The sequence below is a fragment of the Duganella flavida genome (assembly GCF_009857445.1).
Lineage (GTDB): Bacteria > Pseudomonadota > Gammaproteobacteria > Burkholderiales > Burkholderiaceae_D > Rugamonas > Rugamonas flavida.
Genome location: NZ_WWCN01000004.1, coordinates 94,054 through 116,679 on the forward strand (window position 1 = coordinate 94,054; position 22,626 = coordinate 116,679).

At 63.1% G+C, this 22,626-nt stretch carries 27 protein-coding genes; 1 reads left to right on the forward strand and 26 read right to left on the reverse strand.

Translation table 11 applies throughout. The annotated features are described in order from the left end of the window. Window positions 1-10: 10 nt before the first annotated feature. The 10 genes from flgK to flgB all read right to left on the reverse strand — a co-directional run bounded on the left by flgK (window position 11) and on the right by flgB (window position 8,013). Window positions 11-1,381 (reverse strand): flagellar hook-associated protein FlgK, encoded by a 1,371-nt coding sequence (gene flgK, locus GTP46_RS07255; RefSeq protein WP_161005956.1) that lies wholly within the window; start codon window positions 1,379-1,381, stop codon window positions 11-13. A gap of 81 nt (window positions 1,382-1,462) precedes the next feature. Next, window positions 1,463-1,894 (reverse strand): rod-binding protein, encoded by a 432-nt coding sequence (locus GTP46_RS07260; protein ID WP_161005957.1) that lies wholly within the window; start codon window positions 1,892-1,894, stop codon window positions 1,463-1,465. Between the two features lie 9 nt (window positions 1,895-1,903). Continuing rightward, window positions 1,904-3,007 carry a flagellar basal body P-ring protein FlgI gene (locus GTP46_RS07265; RefSeq protein WP_161005958.1) on the reverse strand — a complete coding sequence of 368 codons (1,104 nt, stop codon included), beginning with the start codon at window positions 3,005-3,007 and terminating at the stop codon, window positions 1,904-1,906. Window positions 3,008-3,022: 15 nt separating this feature from the next. Further along, window positions 3,023-3,688, reverse strand: a complete 666-nt coding sequence (gene flgH, locus GTP46_RS07270) for a flagellar basal body L-ring protein FlgH (protein WP_161005959.1) — start codon at window positions 3,686-3,688, stop codon at window positions 3,023-3,025. Continuing rightward, window positions 3,688-4,479 (reverse strand): flagellar basal-body rod protein FlgG, encoded by a 792-nt coding sequence (flgG, locus tag GTP46_RS07275; RefSeq protein WP_202414179.1) that lies wholly within the window; start codon window positions 4,477-4,479, stop codon window positions 3,688-3,690. Before flgG ends, flgH begins: the two co-directional genes overlap by 1 nt. Before the next feature lie 28 nt (window positions 4,480-4,507). After that, window positions 4,508-5,236 carry a flagellar basal body rod protein FlgF gene (locus tag GTP46_RS07280; protein ID WP_161005960.1) on the reverse strand — a complete coding sequence of 243 codons (729 nt, stop codon included), beginning with the start codon at window positions 5,234-5,236 and terminating at the stop codon, window positions 4,508-4,510. Between the two features lie 13 nt (window positions 5,237-5,249). Then, window positions 5,250-6,506: a flagellar hook protein FlgE gene (locus GTP46_RS07285; protein WP_161005961.1), complete on the reverse strand. Its 1,257-nt coding sequence runs from the start codon at window positions 6,504-6,506 to the stop codon at window positions 5,250-5,252. A 15-nt stretch (window positions 6,507-6,521) separates the two neighbouring features. Then, complete coding sequence (locus tag GTP46_RS07290; protein WP_161005962.1) at window positions 6,522-7,211, reverse strand: flagellar hook capping FlgD N-terminal domain-containing protein; 690 nt, start codon at window positions 7,209-7,211, stop codon at window positions 6,522-6,524. A 3-nt stretch (window positions 7,212-7,214) separates the two neighbouring features. Next, window positions 7,215-7,637, reverse strand: coding sequence for a flagellar basal body rod protein FlgC (flgC, locus tag GTP46_RS07295; RefSeq protein ID WP_161005963.1), 423 nt, complete (start codon window positions 7,635-7,637; stop codon window positions 7,215-7,217). Between the two features lie 13 nt (window positions 7,638-7,650). Further along, window positions 7,651-8,013: a flagellar basal body rod protein FlgB gene (gene flgB / locus GTP46_RS07300; RefSeq protein ID WP_161005964.1), complete on the reverse strand. Its 363-nt coding sequence runs from the start codon at window positions 8,011-8,013 to the stop codon at window positions 7,651-7,653. Window positions 8,014-8,157: 144 nt separating this feature from the next. On the opposite strand from flgB, the gene flgA reads away from it, so the two are divergent. Further along, window positions 8,158-8,871 (forward strand): flagellar basal body P-ring formation chaperone FlgA, encoded by a 714-nt coding sequence (flgA, locus tag GTP46_RS07305; RefSeq protein WP_229258838.1) that lies wholly within the window; start codon window positions 8,158-8,160, stop codon window positions 8,869-8,871. Here the strand turns inward: flgA and GTP46_RS07310 are convergent. From GTP46_RS07310 to fliF, 16 genes are all read right to left on the reverse strand, one after another. Next, on the reverse strand, window positions 8,852-9,625 hold the full coding sequence (locus GTP46_RS07310; protein ID WP_161005966.1) for a glycoside hydrolase family 73 protein: 774 nt from the start codon (window positions 9,623-9,625) through the stop codon (window positions 8,852-8,854). The two genes, flgA and GTP46_RS07310, sit on opposite strands and share 20 nt — an antisense overlap. Beyond that, window positions 9,612-10,043 (reverse strand): flagellar export chaperone FlgN, encoded by a 432-nt coding sequence (flgN, locus tag GTP46_RS07315; RefSeq protein ID WP_371869585.1) that lies wholly within the window; start codon window positions 10,041-10,043, stop codon window positions 9,612-9,614. Before flgN ends, GTP46_RS07310 begins: the two co-directional genes overlap by 14 nt. 2 nt (window positions 10,044-10,045) lie before the next feature. Then, window positions 10,046-10,318, reverse strand: a complete 273-nt coding sequence (gene flgM, locus GTP46_RS07320) for a flagellar biosynthesis anti-sigma factor FlgM (RefSeq protein WP_161005967.1) — start codon at window positions 10,316-10,318, stop codon at window positions 10,046-10,048. Between the two features lie 50 nt (window positions 10,319-10,368). Beyond that, window positions 10,369-11,373 (reverse strand): flagellar motor protein MotB, encoded by a 1,005-nt coding sequence (locus GTP46_RS07325; RefSeq protein WP_161005968.1) that lies wholly within the window; start codon window positions 11,371-11,373, stop codon window positions 10,369-10,371. Continuing rightward, window positions 11,357-12,271, reverse strand: coding sequence for a flagellar motor stator protein MotA (motA, locus tag GTP46_RS07330; RefSeq protein ID WP_161005969.1), 915 nt, complete (start codon window positions 12,269-12,271; stop codon window positions 11,357-11,359). The genes GTP46_RS07325 and motA overlap by 17 nt, the downstream gene beginning before the upstream one ends. Window positions 12,272-12,326: 55 nt before the next feature. Beyond that, window positions 12,327-13,064 (reverse strand): FliA/WhiG family RNA polymerase sigma factor, encoded by a 738-nt coding sequence (locus GTP46_RS07335; protein ID WP_161005970.1) that lies wholly within the window; start codon window positions 13,062-13,064, stop codon window positions 12,327-12,329. A gap of 32 nt (window positions 13,065-13,096) precedes the next feature. Beyond that, the gene (locus tag GTP46_RS07340; RefSeq protein ID WP_161005971.1) at window positions 13,097-13,588 is read right to left on the reverse strand and encodes a flagellar basal body-associated FliL family protein; all 492 of its coding nucleotides are present in this window, start codon (window positions 13,586-13,588) and stop codon (window positions 13,097-13,099) included. An 8-nt stretch (window positions 13,589-13,596) separates the two neighbouring features. Beyond that, window positions 13,597-15,087 carry a flagellar hook-length control protein FliK gene (locus GTP46_RS07345; protein WP_161005972.1) on the reverse strand — a complete coding sequence of 497 codons (1,491 nt, stop codon included), beginning with the start codon at window positions 15,085-15,087 and terminating at the stop codon, window positions 13,597-13,599. After that, complete coding sequence (locus GTP46_RS07350; protein WP_229258839.1) at window positions 15,084-15,362, reverse strand: hypothetical protein; 279 nt, start codon at window positions 15,360-15,362, stop codon at window positions 15,084-15,086. Before GTP46_RS07350 ends, GTP46_RS07345 begins: the two co-directional genes overlap by 4 nt. 31 nt (window positions 15,363-15,393) lie before the next feature. Beyond that, window positions 15,394-15,786 carry a flagellar export chaperone FliS gene (gene fliS / locus GTP46_RS07355; protein ID WP_161005974.1) on the reverse strand — a complete coding sequence of 131 codons (393 nt, stop codon included), beginning with the start codon at window positions 15,784-15,786 and terminating at the stop codon, window positions 15,394-15,396. Between the two features lie 39 nt (window positions 15,787-15,825). Further along, complete coding sequence (fliD, locus tag GTP46_RS07360) at window positions 15,826-17,253, reverse strand: flagellar filament capping protein FliD (protein WP_161005975.1); 1,428 nt, start codon at window positions 17,251-17,253, stop codon at window positions 15,826-15,828. 111 nt (window positions 17,254-17,364) lie between these two features. Continuing rightward, window positions 17,365-17,796 carry a flagellar export protein FliJ gene (fliJ, locus tag GTP46_RS07365; protein WP_161005976.1) on the reverse strand — a complete coding sequence of 144 codons (432 nt, stop codon included), beginning with the start codon at window positions 17,794-17,796 and terminating at the stop codon, window positions 17,365-17,367. Next, the gene (fliI, locus tag GTP46_RS07370) at window positions 17,793-19,106 is read right to left on the reverse strand and encodes a flagellar protein export ATPase FliI (protein ID WP_161005977.1); all 1,314 of its coding nucleotides are present in this window, start codon (window positions 19,104-19,106) and stop codon (window positions 17,793-17,795) included. The genes fliJ and fliI overlap by 4 nt, the downstream gene beginning before the upstream one ends. Further along, window positions 19,103-19,819 (reverse strand): flagellar assembly protein FliH, encoded by a 717-nt coding sequence (gene fliH / locus GTP46_RS07375; protein ID WP_161005978.1) that lies wholly within the window; start codon window positions 19,817-19,819, stop codon window positions 19,103-19,105. The genes fliI and fliH overlap by 4 nt, the downstream gene beginning before the upstream one ends. After that, a complete protein-coding gene (locus tag GTP46_RS07380) occupies window positions 19,816-20,853 on the reverse strand; it encodes a flagellar motor switch protein FliG (RefSeq protein WP_161005979.1) in 1,038 nt (345 codons plus the stop codon). The genes fliH and GTP46_RS07380 overlap by 4 nt, the downstream gene beginning before the upstream one ends. Further along, window positions 20,837-22,609, reverse strand: a complete 1,773-nt coding sequence (gene fliF, locus GTP46_RS07385) for a flagellar basal-body MS-ring/collar protein FliF (RefSeq protein ID WP_161005980.1) — start codon at window positions 22,607-22,609, stop codon at window positions 20,837-20,839. Before fliF ends, GTP46_RS07380 begins: the two co-directional genes overlap by 17 nt. Window positions 22,610-22,626: the final 17 nt, after the last annotated feature.

A 22,626-nucleotide genomic window follows, 5' to 3' on the forward strand; every position in this document is an offset into this window, starting at 1 on the left:
CAGGCTCTCCTTAACCGAACATTTGCAAGGTCGATTCGAACAGGGTGTTGGCCACGGCAATCACCTTCATATTCGCTTGGTACATATTCTGGAATTCCACCAGGTTGATGGCTTCTTCGTCGGTATTCACGGCGCTGGTCGACTTCCAGTCATCTTCCGCCTGGCTGCGGATGGTGGTGGCGGTGGCCAGCTGCGACTGGTTCTGCTGGCTGTCGATGCCCAGCTTGCCGACGATCTGGGTATCGGCATCGCCCAGTAGCACGCTGCCCAGCGTGGTCAGGGTGATCGGCTGGCCCTTGATGTCGACGATTTTTTGCAGGTTGCCGCTGTCGCCTGGCGTACCGTCGCTGGAGAACGCCAGGTCGGTGGTCTGAAAGCCGGCCGCCACTTGCAGCAAGCCGGTGGCGCTGGCCGGATTGAATTCCAGCAGCGCTTGGCCAGCGCTACCGTCGCTCTTGAAGCCGGCTACCAGCTGGGCGTTGACCGCAGTCGACATTTGCTCGGCGATTTCCTTGATCGAGCCTTGCAGCGGCAGCAGGGTGTTTTGCTTGTAGTCGCCGAGGCCGCCCAGTTGGCCGCCGACCTTGGTGTCGTCCAGCTTGAACTTGGTGCCAGCAAAGGTCAGGGTCAGGACCGAGGAGCCGCTGGTGGTGACGTAGTCGAGCGACGCCGACAGATTGGTGACCACCAGTGGCTGGCCGCTCTTGAGCGAGACGCTGGCCGAACCGTCTGGGTTGTTGATGACTTCCACCCCTACTTGCGAGGCGACGCCGTCGATCAGCTGTTCGCGCTTGTCCTGCAGCGCCGAGGTGTTGGAGCCGGCACCTTGCAGCTGGATGATCTGCTGGTTGAGCGAGGCGATGCCTTTCAGCGACTCGTTCAGCGACGGCAGGATGGCCTGTTGCTGTTGCAGTACCGACACCAGCTGGTTGGCGGTGACGTTGTAGATCGAGTTAATCTGCTGCGACATGGAGTCGGCGGCGGTGATCACTTGCTGGCGCAGCGGGGTTGAGGTCGGGTCGACGCCGGCCGCATTCAGGGCCTTGAAGAAGTTATCGACGCCGTAGCTGATGCTCGACTTGTCATCGCTCATCACGGTTTCCATCTGAGTCAGGTAAGGCTGCACTTGCGAGTGCGCACCGAGCTCCGAGTTGGAACGCCACATTTGCTGGGACTTGTAGGAATCGCTGAAACGCAGCAGTGAGCCGATCTGCACACCATTGCCGGCCGATTTGGCGCCGGCGTCAGACGCGGTCGCAGTCAGCAGCACGCCTTGGCGGGTGTAGCCTTTGGTCTGCGAGTTGGCGATATTCTGACTGACGGTGTTCAGTGCAGCCTGGGCGGCCAGGGCGCCCGACAGTGCGTTATACGAGATGGTCATGTAGCGGGTCTTTCCTGGTGAAGTCCGAGGGGCCCGTGGGGGCTTTACCCCACCGGTCCGATATCAGTAGAGGGCGACCGTTTATTGCTGCTGATTAAGCGGCGCGCTGACATTTTGCGATTCAGCAACATTGGCGCTCGCCATCGATGCTGGCGCAGCTTGCTGTTGTGGCAAGAGTTGGCGCAGGATGGCGTCGGCCACGCCGAAGGCGCGCTTGCCGGCCAGCTGGTCGGCCACCAGGTTGTCGGCCATGTCCAGCATATCGTTGTTGATGCTGCTCTTGCTCGGGCTGTCGTCGGCCGCCAGCGCGCGGTTACCGTCGCGCATCTGGTGCAGCATGTGGCCGATGAAAAAGCTTTCAAACTTGATGGCCGCTTCGGTGGCCTTGGCGCGGTAGGCCGGGTCGACCGTGTCGCCTTCCTGGGCTGCTTGCGGCGCCACAAAGGTGCTGCTGAGCTGGCCGGCCGTGCCCTTGGACAGCAGGCGGGTAGGATCGAAGGAAGAGGAGTCCATGCTTAATCCTTAAATAACAACCAGTTCGCCTTCGATGGCGCCGGCCTGGTCCAGCGCTTGCAGGATGGCCATGATGTCGTCCGGGGTGGCGCCTAGGCTGTTGACCACGTCGATAATCGATTGCAGCTTGGCGCCGGCCGGCCATTTGAACATTTGCGCCGGGCCCTGGTCGGCTGTCACCTGCGACTGCGGTGAAGACACCGTGGTGCCGCCGGCCAGCGCGTTCGGCTGGCTGACCTTGGTCGATTCGGAAATCACCACTTTCAGCGAACCGTGGGTGACGGCGGCCGCGCGCACGCGCAGACCCTCGGCAATCACCACCGTGCCGGTGCGCGAGTTGAACACCACTTTCGGCGCATCTTCGCCGACTTCGATATTCAGCGACTCCAGCTTGGCCATGAAGGCCACGCGCTGGGTTGGATTGGACGGCGCTACCACGTCAACGCTGGTGGCGTCGCTGGCGGTGGCGATGTCGCCAAAGCGCTTGTTGATCGAATCGACAATGTTGATCGCAGTCTGGAAGTGCGGATGGCGCAGCGACAGGCGTACCGTCGGCTTGCTGGTGAAGTCGGTCGGGATTTCACGCTCGATGTTGGCGCCGCTTGGAATGCGGCCCGAGGTCGGGGTGTTGACGGTAATCGAGGAGCCGCTCTTGCCCTGGGCGCTGAAGCCGCCCACTACCACATTACCTTGCGCCAGCGCGTAGACTTCGCCGTCGGCCGCGCGCATCGGCGTCAGCAGCAGGGCGCCGCCGCGCAAGCTCTTGGCGTCGCCCATCGAGGACACCACCACGTCAATGCTCTGGCCCTTGCGATAGCCGGGCGGGAACACCGCCGACACCATCACGGTCGCCACGTTCTTGGATTTGGCGTCGGTTCCGTCCGGCACTTTGACGCCGAACTGCTTGAGCATATTGATCACCGACTGGCTGGAAAACTTGACCTGGGTCGAGTCGCCGCTGCCGTTCAGGCCGACCACCAGGCCGTAGCCGACCAGCGGGTTGTCGCGTACGCCTTCAATGGCGACCAGGTTGCGCAGCACCTGTGCAGCGTGGACCGGCAGGGCCATGCTCAGGGCCAGCGGCAGGGCGAGGAGGAGCTTGCGGAAATTCATGGGATCACCCGTAACTTAGAACGGCATCAGCGGGCCGGTGAAGAAGCGCGTCAGCCAGCCCGGCTGCTGCGTATCGGCCAGCGTGCCTTGCGCCGAATAGGCGATGCGCGCATTGGCAATGCGCTGCGACGACACCTGGTTGTCGGCGTCGATATCGGCCGCGCGCAGGTAGCCGCGCAGGCGGACGAATTCTTCGCCGTTGTTGAGGGTCAGGGTTTTTTCACCGGCCACACGCAGCAGGCCGTTCGGCAGTACTTCCTGCACGATCACGGTGATGGCGCCGGTCAGGGCGTTTTGCTGGGTGCTGGTAGCGTCGCCGGCAAAGGTGTTGGAGGCGCCCAGGCCGACTGCGGCCTTGCCGAAGGTCTTGCCCAGCAGGTTAGGCGCAGTAATGTTGTCGGCCGACTGCTTGGAATAGCTGGTGCCGGCTTTCTTGCTGGCCTGCGTGGTTTCCTGCAGGTTGACGGTAACGATATCGCCGACGCGGAATGCCCGGCTGTCCGAGGTCAACGACATGCTGACGTCGGTGCTGAAGACGCCGCCCGAGACGCCGCGCGGCAGGGTATTGCGCGATACGGTAGGCGGCTCGTCGGACGGACCGGGACGCACGGCCGGCGGCTGCAACTGGGCACAGCCGGCCAGCGTCAATGCCGCAAGCAGGGCAGGCAGTGCGAGTTTCATTATCGTGCTGCCTGTGACAGGTACTGCAGCATATTGTCGGCGGCCGACAGCACCTTGGTGTTCATCTCGTAGGTGCGCTGGGCAGCAATCATGTCGACCATTTCTTCCACCACCTGCACGTTCGAGCCTTCCAGCGTGCCCTGCTTGATCTTGCCCCACTGGGCGGTACCCGGCGTGCCTTCGGTCGGCGTGCCCGACGACGGCGTTTCGGCAAACAGGTTTTCACCCAGGGCCAGCAGGCCGGTCGGGTTGATGAAGGAGGTCAGGGTCAGCTGGCCCAGCTGCTGCAAGGTGACGTTGTCGGCGATCTTGGCCGAGACCACGCCGTCTTCCGCGATGGTGATGGCAGTGGCATTGGCCGGCACGGTGATCTGCGGAATCAGCGGCAAGCCATTGGCGTTGACCAGGATGCCGTTGGCGTCGACCTGCAGCTGGCCGGCGCGGGTGTAGGCGGTGGTGCCGTCAGGCTGGCGCACCGACAGGAAGCCGTTGCCCATCACCGAAATGTCAAGGTCGCGCTGGGTGGTTTGCAGGATGCCCTGGGTGAACACCTTTTGGGTGCCGACCATGTGCACGCCGTTGCCGAGCTGGACACCGGACGGGGTCAGGGTGTTGTTGTCGGCGCGCTGGGCGCCTGGCTGCTGCTCGACCGAGTAGAACAGGTCTTCGAATACAGCGCGGTCGCGCTTGAAGCCGACGGTGTTGGCATTGGCCAGGTTGTTGGCGATGGTTTGCAGTTTCTGGTCTTGCGCCTGCACGCCGGTTTTGCTGATCCACATTGCTGGATTCATGATTTTCTCCCTGTTGTATCGTGGTGGATTAGCTGCCGCTAATCAGGCGGTTGCCGGCTTCAGTCATGGAGTCGGTAGACGAGAACAACTTCATCTGGATTTCGAAGGTACGGTTCAGGCTCATCACCGACACCATTTCCTCGACTGCCGAGACATTGCTGCCTTCCAGGTAGCCGGAGCGCAGCGTTACAGTGGGATCGGTATTCAGCGGATTGCCGTCGCGCGCCACCAGCAAGCCTTGCTGGTTTTTGGTCAGCTCCGACCCTTCCGCCTTCACCAGGCGCAGCTTGTCGATCACCTGCATGGTGGTGGTGCCCGGCGCCTGGATCGACACCGTGCCATCGTTGCCGACGGTGATCTTGGTGTACTCGGGCAGGGTGATCGGGCCGCCTTCGCCCAGCACCACGTCGCCGTTGATGCGCAGGGTGCCGGTTTCATCGAGCGTCATATTGCCGGCGCGGGTGTAGGCTTCGCCGTTGGCGGTCTGCACCGCCAGGTAGCCACTGCCGCTGAGCGCAACGTCGAGCTCGCGGCCGGTGCTTTTCATGGTGCCGGTCTTGCCCGACACGCTATTGGCCTGCAGTTGCGACATATGGCGGTCATCGTAACCGTAGCCGTTGACGGCTTGCGCCGCCGACAGCTCCATATTGGCGCGGAAGCCGCCGGTATCGATGTTCGCCAGGTTGTTGGCGTGCACCTGTTGCCCGCGCAGGGCCCGTTCGGCCCCGCTCATGGCGGTGTAAATCAGCGCGTCCATGGTTCAGCGATCCTTAGATGGCTTGCATCAGCGATTGCAGCATGGTGGACTCGGTCTGGATCACTTTCGAGTTGGCCTGGTAGTTGCGCTGCGAGGTCATCAGGCCCACCAGTTCCGACGTGATGTCGACGTTGGACTGCTCCAGCGTGCTGACGCTCAGGGTGCCAGCCATGCCGACGCCGGCGGCGGTGATCAGCGGTTCGCCCGAACTGGTCGAGGTGGTCCAGCTGGTGTCGCTGATGGCGGTCAGTGCGCCTTCGTCCGGGAAGGTGGCGACGGCCACGCGGCCGACGGTCTGCTTCTGGCCGTTGGTGTAGCTGGCGATCACGCTGCCATCGGTGCCCAGCGTCAGGTCGTTGAAGGTGCCCGAAGCATAGCCGTCGGCATTGTTGGTCGAGGTGGTGGCTTCGCCGGCAAAGCCGGTGGTGCCGGTGTAGTTGATGACGATGTCGTTCAGCACGCCGCCGTTGGCGGTCACGGTGCCGGCCAGCGCGAGCGTGATGCTGCCGGCGGCGGCGGTTGGGTCTGGCGTCAGCATCTGGCCGGTGGTGCCGTCGAAGGTCATGGTGGTCGGGGTGCCGACTTCCAGGCCGTCCAGCACGTAGTGTACGTCGACCGAGTTGGCGGTCGAGGCGCCGCTGCCGCCGCCGGTGCGGGCGAAGTATTGGGTCAGGGTGTGCTTGCCGCCCAGGCTGTCATACAGCACCGAGGCCTTGGACATATTGAAGGTGGCGGTGTCCGGTGCGTCGGCAGCGGTGGCCGGCGCGGTCCAGCCGGCGGTCGGCGCGACCCAGTCAGCCGACAGGTTGCCGACGTAGGTCACTTTGTCCGAGGCCACGGCCGGGATCGCGCCGGTCGGGATCGCCACGTTGCCCAGTGCGCCCATCACGCCGGTCTTGACGTCCACCGGGTAGCCCTGCACCTTGCGGCCGGAAGCGTCGATCAGGTAGCCATCCTTGGAGGCGTTGAAAATGCCGACCCGGGTGTACTGGGTTTCGTTGGTCGAGGCATCCTTGGTGATGAAGAAGCCCTTGCCGTTGATCGAGGCGTCCAGTGCGCGGCCGGTGTTCAAAATGCCGCCTTGCAGGCCGATATTCTGGGTGGTCGAGCCGACCTGCACACCCGTCACCTGATTGCCGGCTACCAGCGTCGCGAAGTTGGCGCGGCTGGCTTTGTAGCCGTAGGTGCCGGCATTGGCGATGTTGTGGCTGGTGATGTCCAGCGAATCGTTAATGGCCTGGATGCCAGACAATGCGATATCGAAACTCATGATGGATACCTTCCTTTAGAGACTAGATTGAGCGGCAGATGCGGATGCGGTCGATGGACCGTTGAATGCGGTAATCGCGGTGGTGGAGGTCTCGCCGATATTGCTGACGTTGAGCACCACGCTGCCGGCTGACGACAGGCGCACGCTGTTCAGGCGGCCCTGGATGTCGAGCGCCGGGGTTTCCTTGCTGGAGGTCTCGACCGCCATGGTGTAAGTGCCGGCTGGCAGGCCCAGCGACGCAGGGTCGATGCTGAAGGCCACCGTGCCCGGCGCTTGCGTGCCGAGGTTGACGTTGTGTTTGACGCCGTCGCTGCCGGTCAGCACCAGGGTGGTCTTGGTGCTGGAGGCCGCCAGCGTGGTCTGGCCGGTGACCTTGGTGCTGCCGTCCAGCGCCACCGAAGTGGTCTCGGCCATCACGTTGGAGCCGACTTGCGCGCCCAGCGCCAGCACCTGCATGCTCTGCAGCACACTGGCGCTGGAGCTGGTCAGGCTGGTCAGGTTTTGCAGCGTTTCCGTTTGCGACAGCTGGGTCAGCTGTTGGACGAATTGCGCCGGATCGGTCGGCGACAGCGGATCCTGGTTCTGGATCTGTGCCACCAGCAGCTTGGTGAACATGTTCGACGCTTCGCTCGAGGCATTGCCAGTAATGCTGGTGCCGGAGGAGGTGGACGTGGTGCTGCCGTTATTGAGGAGACTGACGGTCATGACTTAGCCTTCACCGAGTTTAAGGAGGGAGCTCTGCATCGAACGGATGCGGCCGAGGACTTCAACATTGGTTTCAAAGGCGCGCGAGGCCGACATCATGTCGGTCATTTCGGCCACCTGGTTCACATTCGGGTAAAACACCATGCCTTCGGCATTGGCCACCGGGTTGCCGGGTTCGTAGACCTGGCGCAGCGGCTCGTCCGACTGCACCACGTCCAGCACTTGCACCTTGCCGCCGGCGCTGGCCATGCCGTCCTGGCCATCGCCCATCACAGCGGCAAACACCGGCTTGCGCGCGCGGTAGGTATCGGCTTCGGTGCCGGCCACGGAGTCGGCATTGGCCAGGTTGGAGGCGATGGTATTCAGGCGCACGGTCTGGGCCGCCATCGCCGAACCGGCGATTTCTGAGATAGCTTTGAAGGACATGCTGGTTCCTGCCTTACTGGCCGCTGATGGCTTTCGCCAGGCCCTTGAGTTTCATGTTGACGAAGGTCAGGCTGGTGGCGAAGTCGGTGGCGTTCTGCGAGAAGGCCGCCTGCTCAACGCCGATTTCGACCGTATTGCCGTCACGCGTAGGGTGGTAGGGCACGCGGTACATTTGCGCGCTCTCGCCGCCATCGCCGAGGTCGCCGTTGCCGACCGCCTGCACATTGGCCAGCGTGGCGCTGAAATCCATGTCCTGCGCCTGGAAGCCGGGCGTGTTTTCATTGGCGATATTGGACGCCAGGATGCGCGTGCGCTCGGCGCGCAAGGCCAGTGCATCCGCGTGGACGCCGGCCGCATCTTTGAAGTTAATGCCCATTACTCTTCCCCTGTGGTGACGTTGCAGTAAAACGTGTCGACATGAGTGGCGGCAACAGCAAGCCGCCCTGTAGAATGACCTCTCGCATCATAGTAGAGGTTATTGCTCATGTTCAACAAATGTATTGTAACTGTTTCGGCGGCAATGTTGCTGTTTTGCATTCCAATTTCGCAGGTATTTTCTGCTTCGGCGCCGGTGGCGGCCGAGCAGGTACCGGGCATGGTGGAAGCGGCGGCGCGCCAGCATGTGGTGCGCTGGGCCGAAGCGGCCGGTTTGAGCGAGCCCCAGGTCAGTGTCACGGTGCTGCCGGGCACGCGTCCCTTAGCGGCTTGTGGCCAAGCGGTGACGGTGCAGGGCGCCGATACCCGGCTGCCGTCGCGCATGCGTTTCATCGCGGTCTGCGCCGGCGCCAACGGCTGGCGGTATGAATTCATCGTGCGCGCGCTGGTCTCGGCGCGCATTGCAGTCATGGCAAGCGATGTGGCAGCAGGGAAAGTACTGGCCGATGAAGATGTGTTGCTGGAGCGCCACGACATTTCAGCCATCAGCGACAGCATCAGCGATCCGCAAGAGGCGGTCGGCATGAGTGGCAAGCGCACACTGCGCGCCGGTGAAATTTTGCGCAAAGGTTTGCTCAGTGCGCCGACTATGGTCAAGCGCGGCGAACCGGTGCGCATTGTCGCGCGGCGCGAGCAAATTGAGGTCAGCATGGCCGGCGAGGCGCTGGATGCCGGGGCGCGCGGCGACACCGTGCGCGTGCGCAATGCGAATGGCACGGTGATACGCGCCCGGGTAACAGGCGCAGCCACGGTAGAACCTGTCTCAGCGCCGGTCACAGCTAGTTCTCCGTCGGAGTAATGCCGGCCAGGCCGCCGCCGCGCTGCAATTGCGCGGCTACCTTGCTCAGCTTGTCTACATAGTTGGGATCGGTGGCATAGCCGGCCTTGGCCAGTCCGCTGGCAAAGGCGCGCGCATCGCTGCCGGTGTTGAGTGCTGCCGCATAGCGCGGATTGGTGCTCAGCATGCTGGCGTAGTCGCGGAAGGCGCTGGCTGTGTCCGGATAGCTGCGGAAGCGCTCGGTCTTGCGCAGCATGGCGCCGTGTTCATATTCGGTGGTGCTGGCCACGGCCACTTCGCCTTGCCAGGTGTTGCCGGCTTTCAGGCCGAACAGGTTGTTGGCGCTGGCGGCGCCGTTTTTCAGCGGCTGCTTGCCCCAGCCCGATTCCAGCGCTGCGTGGGCCGCCACCAGTTCCGGTGCCACGCCCAGCTTGCCGGCGGTTTCTTCGGCCCAGGGCTTGATCGAGGCCAGGAATTGCTGCTGGGTGGCGCTGTCGACGCCATTGTCTTCCTCGTCGCTGACGCCGCCTGCGCGGCTGCGCAAGGCCATCGCTTGCAAGCTCATGGCTTGGGAAGAGGGCTGGGCGTTGCTGCTGAGGGGGCTGTCGCCACGCGCGATGTAGGCGGCCACATCGGCTTGCACTTGCTGGAAGGCGGAGTTGAATGCGCCGGATGCAGCCATGCCGCCAGTCGCCACAGTAGGGCGGCTGGCAGTCATATTCGATACGGTTGCAGCCGTCGGCGCAGTGGCCTGCGTTCCGCTAAGCTGGCGCATAAATTTGCTCCTCGCCATGCAGCACGCGCTGCATGATGGTGTATTGCTCTACCAGGAGGTCGCCATTGCGTTTGCTCAGTACCTTGCACCCGATGACGGCCTGTTCCAGCGTGTTCCAGTCCGCTTCCATTCTCTCCCGTGCTGCATTTTTCAGCAAGGCAAAAGCCTGCAACATGGTGCCGTTCGGGCCTACCAGGCGTTGTACCAGCGCCACGCGCAGGGCGCGGCGCTCCTGCATGGTGTCCACCAGGGTGGAAATAGCCTCGGCTACCGGGCCCAGTTCAGCCGCCTTGTGGCGCAGCGCGGCCTGGAATTGCTGTTGCAGCAGGTCGTTCAATTGCGGGTAAGCCTGTAAATCATCCGCGATCCCGGCCAGTAACAGACGCATGGCGTCCTGGCGCGGGAGGTTGTTGCTCACTATCACTGCTCACTCCCGTGGAAACGCTGGATCAGGCCGGCCAGCTTGCCCGGATCGAAGGGCAGTTCGCCCTTGGCCAGGGCGTTGCGCAGCAAGTCGACCTTTTCCTGGTCGATTTCCGGCATTTCGCGCATGGCTTGCAGGGCCGGCTGCATCACGGACGATTGCAGTGGCGCCGGCGCTGGCGGCTGGACTGCTTCCGCCGCTTCTGCCGGGGCGCTATCGGCTACGCGCTGGACGGCCATCCCGTCCGCGGTCGATGTCGTGATTCTCATACGTGTGCCTCGTGTTGGCTTGGTTTCCATACGAACTCTTATTCGAACTCTTACTTGTTCCGGCGCGGATCACGCAGCGGACTCTCGCCGCCCAGCTTGCTGCGCAGCTGCTGCAGCAGCGTGGCGTCCGGCAAGGCGGTGTCGACGTCGTGGGTCAGCGGATCCGATGCGTCCGGCACACCAAACATGGTGGAGATGGTCTTGGCCTGTGCCGTGGTCAGGATCAGCAATTCAATGCGGCGATTGACGCCGGCGTCGACGCGCTTGGTGTCGAGCGGCGCGCGGTCCGCCATGCCCACCACCTGCAACACCGATTCGCGGTTCATGCCGCCAGCCAGCAGCTGGGCCCGGGCCGACATGGCGCGGTTGGCCGATAGCGTCCAGTTGGAAAAGGCCGCGTAGCTGGTATCGGCGTACTGCAGCGAGTCAGTGTGGCCGACGATCAGCATCTGGTTGTCCATCTGCGCGAACAGCGGCCCCATCTTGCGCAGCAGGGCGCGGAACTTATCGGTCGGCACGGCGCTGCCGCGCACGAACATGCCCTGGCGGTCAGTATCGTGCAGCATCACGCGCAAACCATACGGCGTGACGATGGATTCGAGGTTGCTCGACAGGCCGGCCTCGGCGCTCATCTTGGTCAGCACCTTGGACAGTGCGGCCAGATCGTCCGGGCTGTCGTACTTGACCTTGGAGGACGGCTGTTCCGGCGTATCAACGGCTTCGGCCGTGGCCTTTTTCTTGCCTTCGGATTCAGACGAACCGAAGTGCGGCATCGGGAAACGGTCGATCAGGCTGCCGCGCGGGCCGCCCACTTGCTCCGGCATCACGCCCTTGCCCTGGTCGGTCTTGGCGCCGTCGGCCTCGGTCAGGATTTGCTGCAGTGACTCGGTGTTGCGCGCTGCCATCAGCCACAGCACGAGGAACAAGCACATCAGCGCCAGACAGAAGTCGGCGAACGCCACCTTCCAGGCACCGCCGTGATCGTCGTGCTTGTGCTTGCCACCACCACGCTTGATGATGGTCTGGTCATGCGCCTTGTCATGCGGCTTTAGCACCACGTCCTCCGCGACCAGAGTTATCGGATGGCTCACTGTCGCGGCCTTCCAGATCGTTAATCCAGCGTTCCAGCTGGGCGAAGCTCGGCTTGATGTTGAGCTGTACCAGGCGGCGGCCGGCGTCAATCGCCAGCAGCGGCGGCTTGCCGGCCACGTGGGTCACCAGCACCACTTTGACGGTTTCCTTGTTGGCCGCTTCCGAGTTGACCAGCTGCTTCAGCATATTGCACAGCGGGTCGATCAGGCCATAGCACAGGAAAATACCGATGAAGGTACCGACCATGGCCGCGCCGACGTGCTCGGCGATCTCGCCCGAGGTCGCGCCTTCGCTCACGGTGTTCATGGTAATCACAATCCCCAGCACCGCCGCCAGAATCCCGAAGCCCGGCATCGCCTCGCCGATTTTGTTGAGCGACTTGGCTGGCTGTTCCTGCTCGGTGTGGATGGCTTCCAGTTCCTGGTCCAGCACGCCTTCGAGTTCATGGGCGTTGATTTTACCCATGGCCATCAGGCGGAAGTTGTCGACGATGAAGGCCAGCAGTTTCGGTTCTTCCAGCACGCGCGGGTAGCGCTGGAACAGCGGGCTGTCTTTCGGCGCCTCAACGTGCGCATCGAGCGCCTTCAGGCCACCGGCGGCCAGTTGCAGCAACTCGTACATCAGCAGCAGCAACTGGCGCTGAAATTCCGAGTCATACTTTTTCTTCATGATCTTCTTGATCTGCGTGCCCAGTTCCTTCAGCACGTGGCCAGGGTTGCCGATCACCAGCGCGCCCAGGCCGGAACCGGCAATCACGATCAGCTCGATCGGTTGCCAAATCTGATGGAAGGCCCCGCCCATCAGGAAGAACCCGCCGAAGACGCTGCCTAAAACGATAAGAATGCCGACTATTTGCTGCATGATGATTCGCCTTTCCGCGTCATTTTTCTAATTCCTGTGCGATCCGCCGTGTGCGTCAGACGCTTTGCAGTACTGCTTTCATTTTGTTCAGCGCCGCCTTGTTGAGCTGGCAGACGCGGGCGTCAGTCAGGTCCAGTACGGCGGCGATTTCTTTGTAGCTCAGCTCGAACTCGTAATACATCTGCACCACCCGTTGCTCGCGCTCGTCCAGACCGCGCAAAGCTTGTTCCAGGCTACGCCGCACCACCAGCTGGTCTTCCGGGCTCGGCGCGCTGTCGTTGCTGACGCTTTCCTGCAAGACCTCGTCGAAGCTGGCAATTAGTTCGGCGTTTTCATCCATCAGGTAAGCCTGGTAGCCATCCGGCGTCAGCGCCAGCGCTTCCATGATTTCGTGTTCGCTCGGTTCGCGCCCCAGCCTGCGGGTCAGGGCGCGTACGCCGTCGCGCAGCTTGTGGCTTTGCTGGCGCACCGCGCGCGGCCGCCAGTCCTGGCGGCGCAGCTCATCCAGGATGGCGCCGCGGATGCGCAAGCTGGCGTAACTGCCGAAGGCGCCGTCCGGCTCGCCGTAGCGGCGCAGCGCTTCCAGCAGCCCCATCAGGCCGATCTGTTCCATATCGTCGCGGTCGATGGCGCCGGCGATTTGCGAATTGAGCTGGCGCACGATGCGCTTGACCAGCGGCGCATATGCCAGCAGATGCTTTTGCTCGTCAGCTACGCTGTGCACCAGCGGCGTGGCGCCGTGCTCACTGTAGCTTTCGGCATAAGCGTCTGCAAATTCCTCTACATATCCCATGCCCGCTCCACTTGTGTTCATGCTGCTGCGGCCTACTCGACAATGAGCTTGCCTAACATGACTTCGTCAAAAGGCTTTTCGCGGCCCGATTCTTCGAATTCATGGTCGAAGGCCTTGTTCAATTCTCCGGCAAACTGGTCGATGGTCATGAGCTTGGCGGTGGCCATCGGCAAGTTGGACAGGGTCTTCACTGCCACGCTGCGCAGCATGGGCAGGGTTTCCTTGGCTTCCTTCTCGCGCTTGGCGTCGGTGGCCACCACCAGGTCGGCCGACAGGTAATGCGTGAGGTTGTCGCCCGCTTCGTGCTTGAGCATCACCACCACTTTATCGACCGTCAGGTACTTGGGCGGCAGTTCCGACTTTTTCTCTTCCTTCTTGGCTGGTTTTTTCTTGCTGTCCTTGCCGTCCTTGGTTTCGGCTGCGTGCTCGTCGCCGCCCTTGGACATGAACCAGACCGCGCCGCCGGCTACCCCGGCGGCCAGCACGGCCACCGCAGCAAAGATAATGATGACTTTTTTATTCATTGTGCAGATTACTCCCCGGTCATGGCAAAGGTGGCGGTGCTGTCATCTTCGGACAGGGCGCGGCTTGGTGTGCGGTTGTCATCCTGGCCGCGCTGCTGGCCATTTCGCCCACCTTGGCCACCCTGGTCGGCCTGCGCTTGCGCGCGCGACGACGACACGGTGACGGCCACATCGCTGAACTGGCGGTTCGACAAATCCTGGCGCACGCTGTCGCCGATGGTGTTCAGCTGGCGCAGCACTTCGCTGTTGTTGGCGCTGAGGTTGACCTGCAGCGCGCCGGCGCTGTGGCGGATCGAGATTTCGATGCTGCCCATATTCGGCGGTTCAAGGCGGATCACGGCCTGCTCGTTATTGCGTTGCAGCTGCAGTTGCAGGCGGTCGCCCAGCGCTTCGCGCAATGGTTGTTGCCACTGTTCCGGCGTGCCGGCCAGCGTGACGCTGCTGCTGGTGGTGGCCGGGGCGGCGGTTGGCGCGGCGCTGCCGGCGTGGGTGGTGTTGATGCTGGTGCCGGCCAGCGAGAAGCTGCGCTCGTCGCCGCTGCCGGCGACGGTGGCCGCCGCTGCGGCTGGTGCAGCGGTGCTGGCGGTGTTGGTAGCCGTGGTGTCGGCGCTGCGGGTCACGATGCGTGCGCCGTTGACCCAGGCTTCCTTGAGCGGTGCGACGGCAACTGGCTGGGCGGCAGCATCAGCGTCCACCGCCGGGGCAGGGCTGTCGGACGGCGCGCTTGCTGGCGCACCGGCTTCGGACTGGCGCGCGGCGACGGCAGCCAGCGTGGCGTTGTTGGTCTGGGCGAACACGCCTTGCTGCACGGTGGCTGGCGCGGCGGCTTGGGCGGCAACGGCAGCCGTGGCTGCGGCGTCGTCGGCTAGCGGTGCGGCCGGGGTCACGGCCACGCTGGCGGCGGCCAGGTTGAGGCGGGTGGCGCTGCTGTTCAAGGTGGCGGTGGCGCTGATGGCGTCCACCGTGCTGCTGTCGCTGGCGTTGCTGGTCAGCGGTGCGACCGGCGCAGGCGCGGCGGCGTTCAACAGCGAGGTGATCATGGCTGGCAGCACATTGCCAGCGGCGGCGCTGCCGGAGCCGGTGCTGTCATCGCTGTCGCTCTTGGCGCCGGTGTCGGTGCTGCTGTCGCTGTCAGTGGCCACATCGGCCAGGTTCAGCAGCTGGGAAAACAGCGGCGCGGCGACCGGCTCCGCATCGGCCAAGGCTTGGGCGGCCAGCTGGGCTGCGCTTGGCGCGGTGTTGTCGGCCTGGGTGCGGCTGCCGGCCTGGTTGGCGGCCGCTGGCTGGCGGCTGTTGCCGGTCTGGTTGTTCTGACTGGTTTGGGCCGGCTTGGCCGAAGCCTGGCCGGCGCTGCTCTCAGTGCCATTGCTGGTAGCCGGCTTGCCGCTGGCAGCCGTGCTCTTGACGCCGGCGCCGGCGTTGTTGGCAGCCACCGGGGCGGTCAGTTCGGCTTGCGCGGCCTTGGCCGCTGCCGTTGCGCTGGAGAGTGTCGTGCTCATGCTTGGATTCCGCTTTCTGCTAATTCGCTTTCGAGGGCATAAGCCAGCCAGCCCTCTTTGTTTGCCTGCATCTCTTGCAACCGTTTGCCCAGTTCTCCGGAGGCGCGGTCGCAGCGCTTGACTGCTTCGTTGTGCATCTGGCGCAGGGCGGCGAGGGCCGCCCATTCGGCGCTGCTCCACTTGCCCTGCGCTGCCATCTGCGGCAATACGGTTCCCATTAACGTGTTAATCGCCGCCAGCGTTTTCCAGTCTTCGGAAGCGATGGCGGCGCTCATTTTCTGCGCCATTTGCAGCAAAGTGCGTTGTCTATCCATTGGTCTTCGCCTGCACGCCCAGCCATCCTTTTTTAATCGTGGTCAGTAGAGTCGTCACTTCATCAATAATGGCCGGGTCGAGGCTGACGCCCGCCGTGTACAAACGGCCGGCACAGTATTCGTACAGGCGGTCGAGATTCACCACCACTTCGCCACCGTTGTCGAAGTCCAGCGAGCTCGACAGGCCGTTGATGATGTCGGTGCACTTGTTCAGGCTCTTGGCCTTGAGCTCGTAGCGCTTGCCGACGATGTGGCCGCGCGCACGCGCCAGCTCTTCGAGCAGGCCGTCGGTGAGCACCAGCACCAGCTCAATCGGCGAGGCCCGGGCAACCTGGGCGTCGAGATTGGTGGAGTGGTAACTGCTATAGGCTTCCTGATTCAACATGGTATTCACCGTACGGTCAAAAAAATTACAAAGTGCGTGTTAGCTCGAGCTATCGCTGGAGAACAGCGCGGTAAACATATTCGATGTGGTCGTCATCGACGATTGCAGCGACTGCAGCGCGGTAAATTGCGCCAGATAACGGTTGTAGGCGTTATCGAACTGGCCTTTCAGCACGGCCTGGCGGTCGGTCAAATCGCTCTGCTGCTTGGTCACCACGTCGCGGCGGTTGGCGATGTAGCCGCCAGCGGTACTGGTCCAGGCGGTGGTCAGCTTGTTCATCGCACCCAGCACGCCGCTGTCGACGCCGATGCCGGCGCGGCCGAACAGGGTGTCGATGGTGCCCGGATTAGCCGCCAGCGTTTTGTTGAGGCGGGTGGTATCGAGCGACAGCGAACCGTCCTTGGTGGAGGTAATGCCGAAGTTAATCAACGAGACGCCGCCGGTGGCCGAGCGCAATACCGAGTTCAGGCGGTCGCGCAGCGCAGCCACGCCGGCATCGTTGTAGAAAGCGGCGTCGGCCGCAGTCGGCGACGGATTGCTGCCATCGGTCGACTCGACCACGGTATGGTCACCGGCGGCGGTCAGCGTTTTGATGGTGGCGAGCAGGCTGTTGTAGGCCGTCACGAAGCTCTGCACATTGGTAGCGGTGCCGGTGTTGTCGGACGCTACGGTCATGGTCACTGGCGAGGCGCCAACTGCCTGGGCCTGGTTGATGGTGAAGGACACATCGTCGACCAGATTGAAAGTGTTGGACGCTTGCTGCACCTTGGTGCCCGAGGTGCCGCCGACCCAGACGATGGCGTCGTTGGCGGTGGCCAGCGTGGTTTGCGCCGACAGCGCCGATTGCAGGTTGGTGTCGTTCAGGCCAGAGACGTCGATCGAGGCGACCGCATTGTTGGCGCCGGTCTTGGCCGACGTCAGCACCAGCTTGGACTGGCCGTTGACGGTCATGGTGGCGGCGGTGACGCGCGAGCCGTTGTTGGCGGCCGAATTGATGGCGGCAGCCACTTCCTTGGCACTCAGCACGCCATCCATATTGCTGTCAGCGCTAGCCAGGTCAACCTGGAAGGTGGAGCCGTCTGCCAGCACCACATTCATGGCGCCGGCGTTGGTGGCGACGCTGTCGTTGACGTTGTACGAGACCTGGCCGGCGGTAGCCAGCTGCTCGACATAGAACGAGTAGGTGCCAGCGATGGCCTTCGAGGTGGCGGTGCCGGTGGCGATGGCGGTGTTGCTGAAGGTGGCGGTGTTGCTGGTCACCGACTTGGTGCTGCTGGTGAGCGAGGTCAACGTGCTCTGGAACGTAGTCAGCGCGTCGCTCAGCGTGGTCAGGCCCTTTGCCGTGGCAGTGGCCTTGGTCGACTGCGAGGTCAGGATCGCCTGGGTACCGGCCACGTAAGCGTTGGCCAGGTTTTCCGCAGTGGTTTTCGGATCGTAGGTCGGACTGCTAATGACGGATGTTGCCATGATCGTGCTCCTGGAAAGGATATTTGAAGTGTACCCCGATATAGGGCGACCTTAATCGTTTCCGTATGAAAATATTTCCAACTATTTTTTGTAACTGCGGTTAAACCAAATTTATTTCTGGCCGCGCAGCCACACTTGTGTTGCTAATTCATCATGTTGCTTGCGTTCTTTGACATTCTTCTGCTGGTCGAAGACCTTTTGTTCCTTGGTCAACACCATGTCCATCACCTCGCGCTTGGCCCAGGCTTTGTTGAGCGCCTGCTGCGACACCGCCATGTCAGCCTCGTGCATGTGCAGGTCGAGCCGGTGGCTGTCGGCCATGGCCATCACGGCCTGCTTGTAGTCGCCGCAGTTGCCGGCCAGGGCAGGGTGCAGGTTGCCGCTGGCGCCGCTATTGGTGTACAGGCTGGTCAGGCGTTCCAGGTTTTTCTGGTAGCGCTCACGCGTGTTGGCCTTCTCCGCCATTTCCGTCTGCAGGCGCTCGACTTCCGTGTTGCGCAGGGCCACCAGGGTGGTCAGGTTGCGGATTTTCTGTTGGCTCATGATGTCATCAGCTTTTCAAGTTGAGCAATGCAATTGCCGATGGGAGCTTCTTCCTTGGTGCCCTGGCACAGGAAGTCTTCGACTCTGGGATGTAACTGGACTGCCTTGTCGGTAATTGGGTCGGCGCCGGGTACATAAGCGCCGAGCGGGATCAGGTCGCGCACGCGGTCGTGGCGTGCCATGCTGGCTTTCAGCGCGCGCGCCGCCATCACGTGTTCGTGGCTGATGACCTGGGTCATGCAGCGGCTGACCGATGCGGCAATATCGATCGCCGGGTAGTGGCCGCGTTCGGCCAGTTCGCGCGTCATCACGATGTGGCCGTCGAGAATCGCGCGGGCGGTGTCGACCACCGGATCCTGGTGGTCGTCGCCCTCGGCCAGCACGGTGTAAATGGCGCTCATGCTGCCGGACTGGTTTTCGCCGTTGCCGGCCGATTCCACCAGCTGCGGCAAGTTGGAAAACACCGACGGCGGATAACCCTTGGTGGCTGGCGGCTCCCCCAATGCCAGCGCTACTTCGCGCAGCGCCATGGCGTAGCGGGTCAGCGAATCGACCAGCAGCAGCACGTTCTTGCCCTGGTCGCGGTAGTGGGCGGCGATCGAGTGGCACAGTTCGGTAGCCATGACGCGCATCAGCGGGCTTTCGTCGGCCGGCGCAATCACCAGCACGGCTTTTTGTAAACCTTCCTTGCCGAGCGACATGTCGACAAACTCGCGCACCTCGCGCGAACGTTCGCCGATCAGGCCGACCACCACGACGTCGGCCACGGTCTGGCGCGTCATGATGCCGAGCAGCACCGATTTGCCGACGCCGGAACCGGCCATCAGGCCGACCCGCTGGCCCTTGCCCAAGGTCAGCATGGAATTGATGGCGCGTACGCCGACGTCCAGCGGTTCGGTGACCGGTTTTTTCTTCAGCGGATGGATGCGCGGCGGCTGCGAGTCGAGCGGGAAATCGCCGGTCAGCTTGCCGAGGCCATCGATCGGCTCGCCCAGCCCATTGACCATGCGACCCAGCCAGCCGGAACCGATTTGCAGGCTGATTTTTTCAGGGGAGGGCAGCACGCGCGCGCCGGTGGTCAGGCCCACGGCTTTTTTGAACGGCATCAGGTACGACAGCTTGTCGCGGAAACCAACCACTTGCGCGTCGAGCCACTCGCCGCCGACTGTCTCAATCTGGCAACGTTGACCCGTGTGCAAAGGGCAACCTACAGCCTCAAGCAATAAACCGGATGCGCCTACCAGACGACCCGTCGGGGTCGCCATAGGTACTGAACCCAGTTCCAGATTGCGTAAGGCATCTGCGATCACTCTTCGATCTCCGGTTCATCGCCGCTGTCGGCGATCTGTAATTGATTATCGACCTGTTCCATGACAGCCGCAAGACGTTGATGACATCCGGCATCAACTTCATTATCGCCAGCCTTGATGCGGCATTCGCCGGCGTCGAGGCGGGCGTCGGGGATCAGGTTCCAGCGCTTGGAACGTTTCGGATCGAGCTCGGCAATACGCTTCAGTTCTTCCGGGTTCAGGTAGACATCGATTTCATCGCGGGTCGGCGGCATCGAGGCCAGGGTTTCTTCCACCAGCGCCATCAATTGCACCGGCTGCAGCGCCAGTTCGGCACGGATCACCTGGCGTGCGACTTTCGCCACCAGATCGACCACTTCCTTGCGCTGGGCGGCGCGGTAGTCGGAACGCAGTTTTTTCAGGCTTTTCAGCATGGCGTCGACCGGACGCGCCATCTGGTCGTAGGCGACCAGGGTTTCATGGCGGCCTTCTTCACGGCCTTGTTCCTGGCCGGACAGGCGGCCGGACTCAAAGCCGTCTTCCTGGCCGCGCGCGAGACCGATTTCATAACCGTCGCGCTGACCCTGTTCAAAACCTTCGCTGACCGAGGCGGCCCACTGGGCACCGCCATCACCGCTGTGGCCGTGGCTATGGCTGTGCGCGGCCGCTGCGGCGGCGCGCTGGGTAGTGAACTGCGCCAGCGGCGGGAAGCGGTACGGACGGAATTGCTTCATTCAATCACCTGCTCGGCAAACAGCTGGATCTCGACTTCGCCGGCATCGGCCAGGGCTTTGACGGTGGCCATGATTTCCTGGCGGGTTTGTTCGATACGCGACATCGGCACCGGACCGGCGCGGCGCATCATGTCTTCGAAGGCCTGGGCCTGGCGTTTTGGCATGGTTTTCAGCACGGCGTCGCGCACGGCGATGTCGGCGCCCTTGAGCGCAATGGCCCACTGTTCCAGCGGTACGTCTTCCAGGATGCGGGTAATCGCCTGTTCGGTCTGGTTGCCGAGGATGAAGAAGTCGTACATCGACAGTTCGATCTTGGACACCACGTCCGGGTCGTGGGCACGCAGCAGTTCCACCATCTGCGCACGGTTGCTTGGCAGGCGATTGAGGATCTCGGCAGTCATGCGGATGCCTTCCACGCTGGTGCCTTGCGAATCGAAGGAGCTCAGGCAGCGGTCCACCAGCTCGTCCAGCTCTTGCAGCAGGTCAGCGTCGACTTCTTCCATACGGGCCAGGTTGAGCAACACCAAGTCGCGGCTGTCTTGCGGCAGGCCGTCGATGATCTGGCCGGCCAGTGCGGACGGCAGGAAGGCCAGGAACACCGCCTGCATCTGCACGTGTTCGTTGGAGATGTATTCGGCCAGCCATTTTGGCGAAGCCCACTGCAGGCGCGCCATTTTCGGTCGCAGTTCGTCGCCGTAGATGTTGTTCAGCACGGTATTCGCGAGGTCGCCGCCCAGCGCCAGGTCGAGCGAACGTTTCAGGTAGCTGCGCGAAGCGCCATGCACGCCCGACTGTTCGCGGTAGTCGTCGAAGAATTTTTGCATCGCGTTCTTCACCGATTCCACCTTGATGCCGCTCATGCGCGACATCACTTGCGTCACTTCCAGCAATTCCTCGCGCGACAGGCAGCGCAGCACGGCGGCGGCCGGCTCTTCGCCTATGCTCAGCAGCACAATGGCTGCCTGCTCGACAGGCGTCAGCTTGGTCGGTACGGCGTATTCGCCGTCATCATCCATGTTATTGAGTTCGGCCATTTTTCTGCATCCATTGTTTGACGACTTCGGCGACGCGTTCTGGTTCTTTCGCGGCCAGTACTTTCAGGTGATCGACCATCACGTCCACTGCCGAGCCCGGAGGCGGCAGGTCGTAGTTTTCCAGCAGCGGCACCACCGGCATGCCTGGTGCAGCGCCAGCGCCACCCAGGGCAGGGGCGCCGCCGGCGGTGCCCGGGGCCGCGCCACCAGCCAGTGCAGCCTGTTCTTTGGCAGCAGCTTCCTTGGCTTCCTTGGCAGCGACCACGGCAGCCTGTTCGGCGGCACGGCGCTCGGCGGTGATGCGGGCGGCTTCTTTCGGATCCGGGGTGAAGCGCATGGTGACCAGGCGCAGCAGCGGACGGGCCAGCAACAGGTAGCCGAGCAGGGCGGCGATGGCGTAGCCGGCGTATTTGGTGATGTCGACGATGTTGTCACGCTCTTCCCACCACTGGACCGGAGCGGCCTTGCGCGGGAAGTTCATGGCCGACACCACCAGTTGGTCGCCGCGTTCGGCGTTGATGCCGAGACCGTTGCGCAGGATCTTGTCGATGTTGGCGATTTCGGCCGGGCTCCAGCCGTTTTTCGGCGTCGGCGCGGCAGCTTGCGCCAGCACCACAGCCACGCTCAGCTTCTCAAGGCGGCCACGGCTGCGTTTGGTCTGGATGATGCTGCGGTCGTAGGCGTACTGGCGGGTAGTGGCATTCTTGCGCGCGGTGCCGTCCGGCTGCTGGGCATCGGCGCCGGTGCCGGCGGTTTGCTGGTTGGCGGCGGCCGGATTGGCGGCTGCTGGCGGCGGACGGTTGGACAGGGTGCCTGGCACGCCCATCACCATGCGGTTGCGGTCCTGTTCTTCGCGCATGGCTTCGCTGGTGACTTTCGGATCGGCGCCGTATTTTTCCACGGTTTCTTCGACGCGGTCGTTGTCGACGGCAGCGGCGACCGACATGCGGTAGTTGTCATCGCCAATGACCGGGCCGATCAGGCCCTTGATGTTGGCTTTCACCTCGTCGGCGTAGCGCTTGCTGGCGTCGTTGCCGGTAGTGCCAGCGTCAAAGCCTTCAGTCAGGTCGATGTGGGACGACAGCAGGTTGCCGGCCTGGTCCACCAGGCTGACACGTTGCGGCGCCAGGCTGGCCACACTGCCGGCCACCATGTTGACGACGGCGGCAATCGCTTCCGGTTCCAGCGTGCGGCCCGGTTTTAGCGCTACCACGACCGAGGCCGAAGATTTCTCGCCATCCGACGACACGAAGGAGGTCGACTTGGCGATCGACAGGTGCACGCGCGCATGCGAGATCGCGTCCAGCGTCATGATCGATTGCGCCAGTTCGCCTTCCAGGCCACGGCGGAAACGCACGTCCTGCACGAATTGCGACACGCCCAGCGGGTCGTTCTTGTCCATCAGCTCCAGCCCGGCTGGCAACTGCGCGGTCACGCCCTTGGCGGCCAGCAGCATGCGCACCTTGCCCAGCATCGAATCCGGCACCAGCACCTGGCCGCTGTCGGGGTGGATGCGGTAAGGGATGTGGTCGCTGTCGAGCACGGTCATCATGTCCGGCGCCGAGACTCGTTCGCGCGCGCCGAATACCGGTTTGTAGCTGGCCTGGTTGTTCCACATGTACATCAGGATCAGCGCGGTCAGGCCGATGGCCAGCGTCAGCAGGGGGTACAGGGTTTTCAGCAGATTCGGGGACAGCGCCGGCACGGCCGGGTTCGCGCGCCAACGCTCAAAGGCGGACTTGATGGTGTTAATCACGTTGAGTGCTTTCGCAG

Coding starts and splice junctions, on each gene's coding strand:
- flgC (WP_161005963.1), bottom strand. CDS start 7,637: ATGTCCTTCAAAGCTATCTCAGAAATCGCCGGTTCGGCGATGGCGGCC.
- fliJ (WP_161005976.1), bottom strand. CDS start 17,796: ATGAGCCAACAGAAAATCCGCAACCTGACCACCCTGGTGGCCCTGCGC.
- fliD (WP_161005975.1), bottom strand. CDS start 17,253: ATGGCAACATCCGTCATTAGCAGTCCGACCTACGATCCGAAAACCACT.
- flgB (WP_161005964.1), bottom strand. CDS start 8,013: ATGGGCATTAACTTCAAAGATGCGGCCGGCGTCCACGCGGATGCACTG.
- motA (WP_161005969.1), bottom strand. CDS start 12,271: ATGCAGCAAATAGTCGGCATTCTTATCGTTTTAGGCAGCGTCTTCGGC.
- GTP46_RS07380 (WP_161005979.1), bottom strand. CDS start 20,853: ATGGCCGAACTCAATAACATGGATGATGACGGCGAATACGCCGTACCG.
- GTP46_RS07335 (WP_161005970.1), bottom strand. CDS start 13,064: ATGGGATATGTAGAGGAATTTGCAGACGCTTATGCCGAAAGCTACAGT.
- GTP46_RS07265 (WP_161005958.1), bottom strand. CDS start 3,007: ATGAATTTCCGCAAGCTCCTCCTCGCCCTGCCGCTGGCCCTGAGCATG.
- GTP46_RS07280 (WP_161005960.1), bottom strand. CDS start 5,236: ATGGACGCGCTGATTTACACCGCCATGAGCGGGGCCGAACGGGCCCTG.
- flgG (WP_202414179.1), bottom strand. CDS start 4,479: ATGAATCCAGCAATGTGGATCAGCAAAACCGGCGTGCAGGCGCAAGAC.
- flgM (WP_161005967.1), bottom strand. CDS start 10,318: ATGAGAATCACGACATCGACCGCGGACGGGATGGCCGTCCAGCGCGTA.
- GTP46_RS07260 (WP_161005957.1), bottom strand. CDS start 1,894: ATGGACTCCTCTTCCTTCGATCCTACCCGCCTGCTGTCCAAGGGCACG.
- GTP46_RS07290 (WP_161005962.1), bottom strand. CDS start 7,211: ATGACCGTCAGTCTCCTCAATAACGGCAGCACCACGTCCACCTCCTCC.
- fliH (WP_161005978.1), bottom strand. CDS start 19,819: ATGAAGCAATTCCGTCCGTACCGCTTCCCGCCGCTGGCGCAGTTCACT.
- flgH (WP_161005959.1), bottom strand. CDS start 3,688: ATGAAACTCGCACTGCCTGCCCTGCTTGCGGCATTGACGCTGGCCGGC.
- GTP46_RS07310 (WP_161005966.1), bottom strand. CDS start 9,625: ATGCGCCAGCTTAGCGGAACGCAGGCCACTGCGCCGACGGCTGCAACC.
- GTP46_RS07350 (WP_229258839.1), bottom strand. CDS start 15,362: ATGAGCGCCGCCATCGCTTCCGAAGACTGGAAAACGCTGGCGGCGATT.
- GTP46_RS07285 (WP_161005961.1), bottom strand. CDS start 6,506: ATGAGTTTCGATATCGCATTGTCTGGCATCCAGGCCATTAACGATTCG.
- fliS (WP_161005974.1), bottom strand. CDS start 15,786: ATGTTGAATCAGGAAGCCTATAGCAGTTACCACTCCACCAATCTCGAC.
- GTP46_RS07345 (WP_161005972.1), bottom strand. CDS start 15,087: ATGAGCACGACACTCTCCAGCGCAACGGCAGCGGCCAAGGCCGCGCAA.
- GTP46_RS07340 (WP_161005971.1), bottom strand. CDS start 13,588: ATGAATAAAAAAGTCATCATTATCTTTGCTGCGGTGGCCGTGCTGGCC.
- flgA (WP_229258838.1), top strand. CDS start 8,158: ATGTTGCTGTTTTGCATTCCAATTTCGCAGGTATTTTCTGCTTCGGCG.
- flgK (WP_161005956.1), bottom strand. CDS start 1,381: ATGACCATCTCGTATAACGCACTGTCGGGCGCCCTGGCCGCCCAGGCT.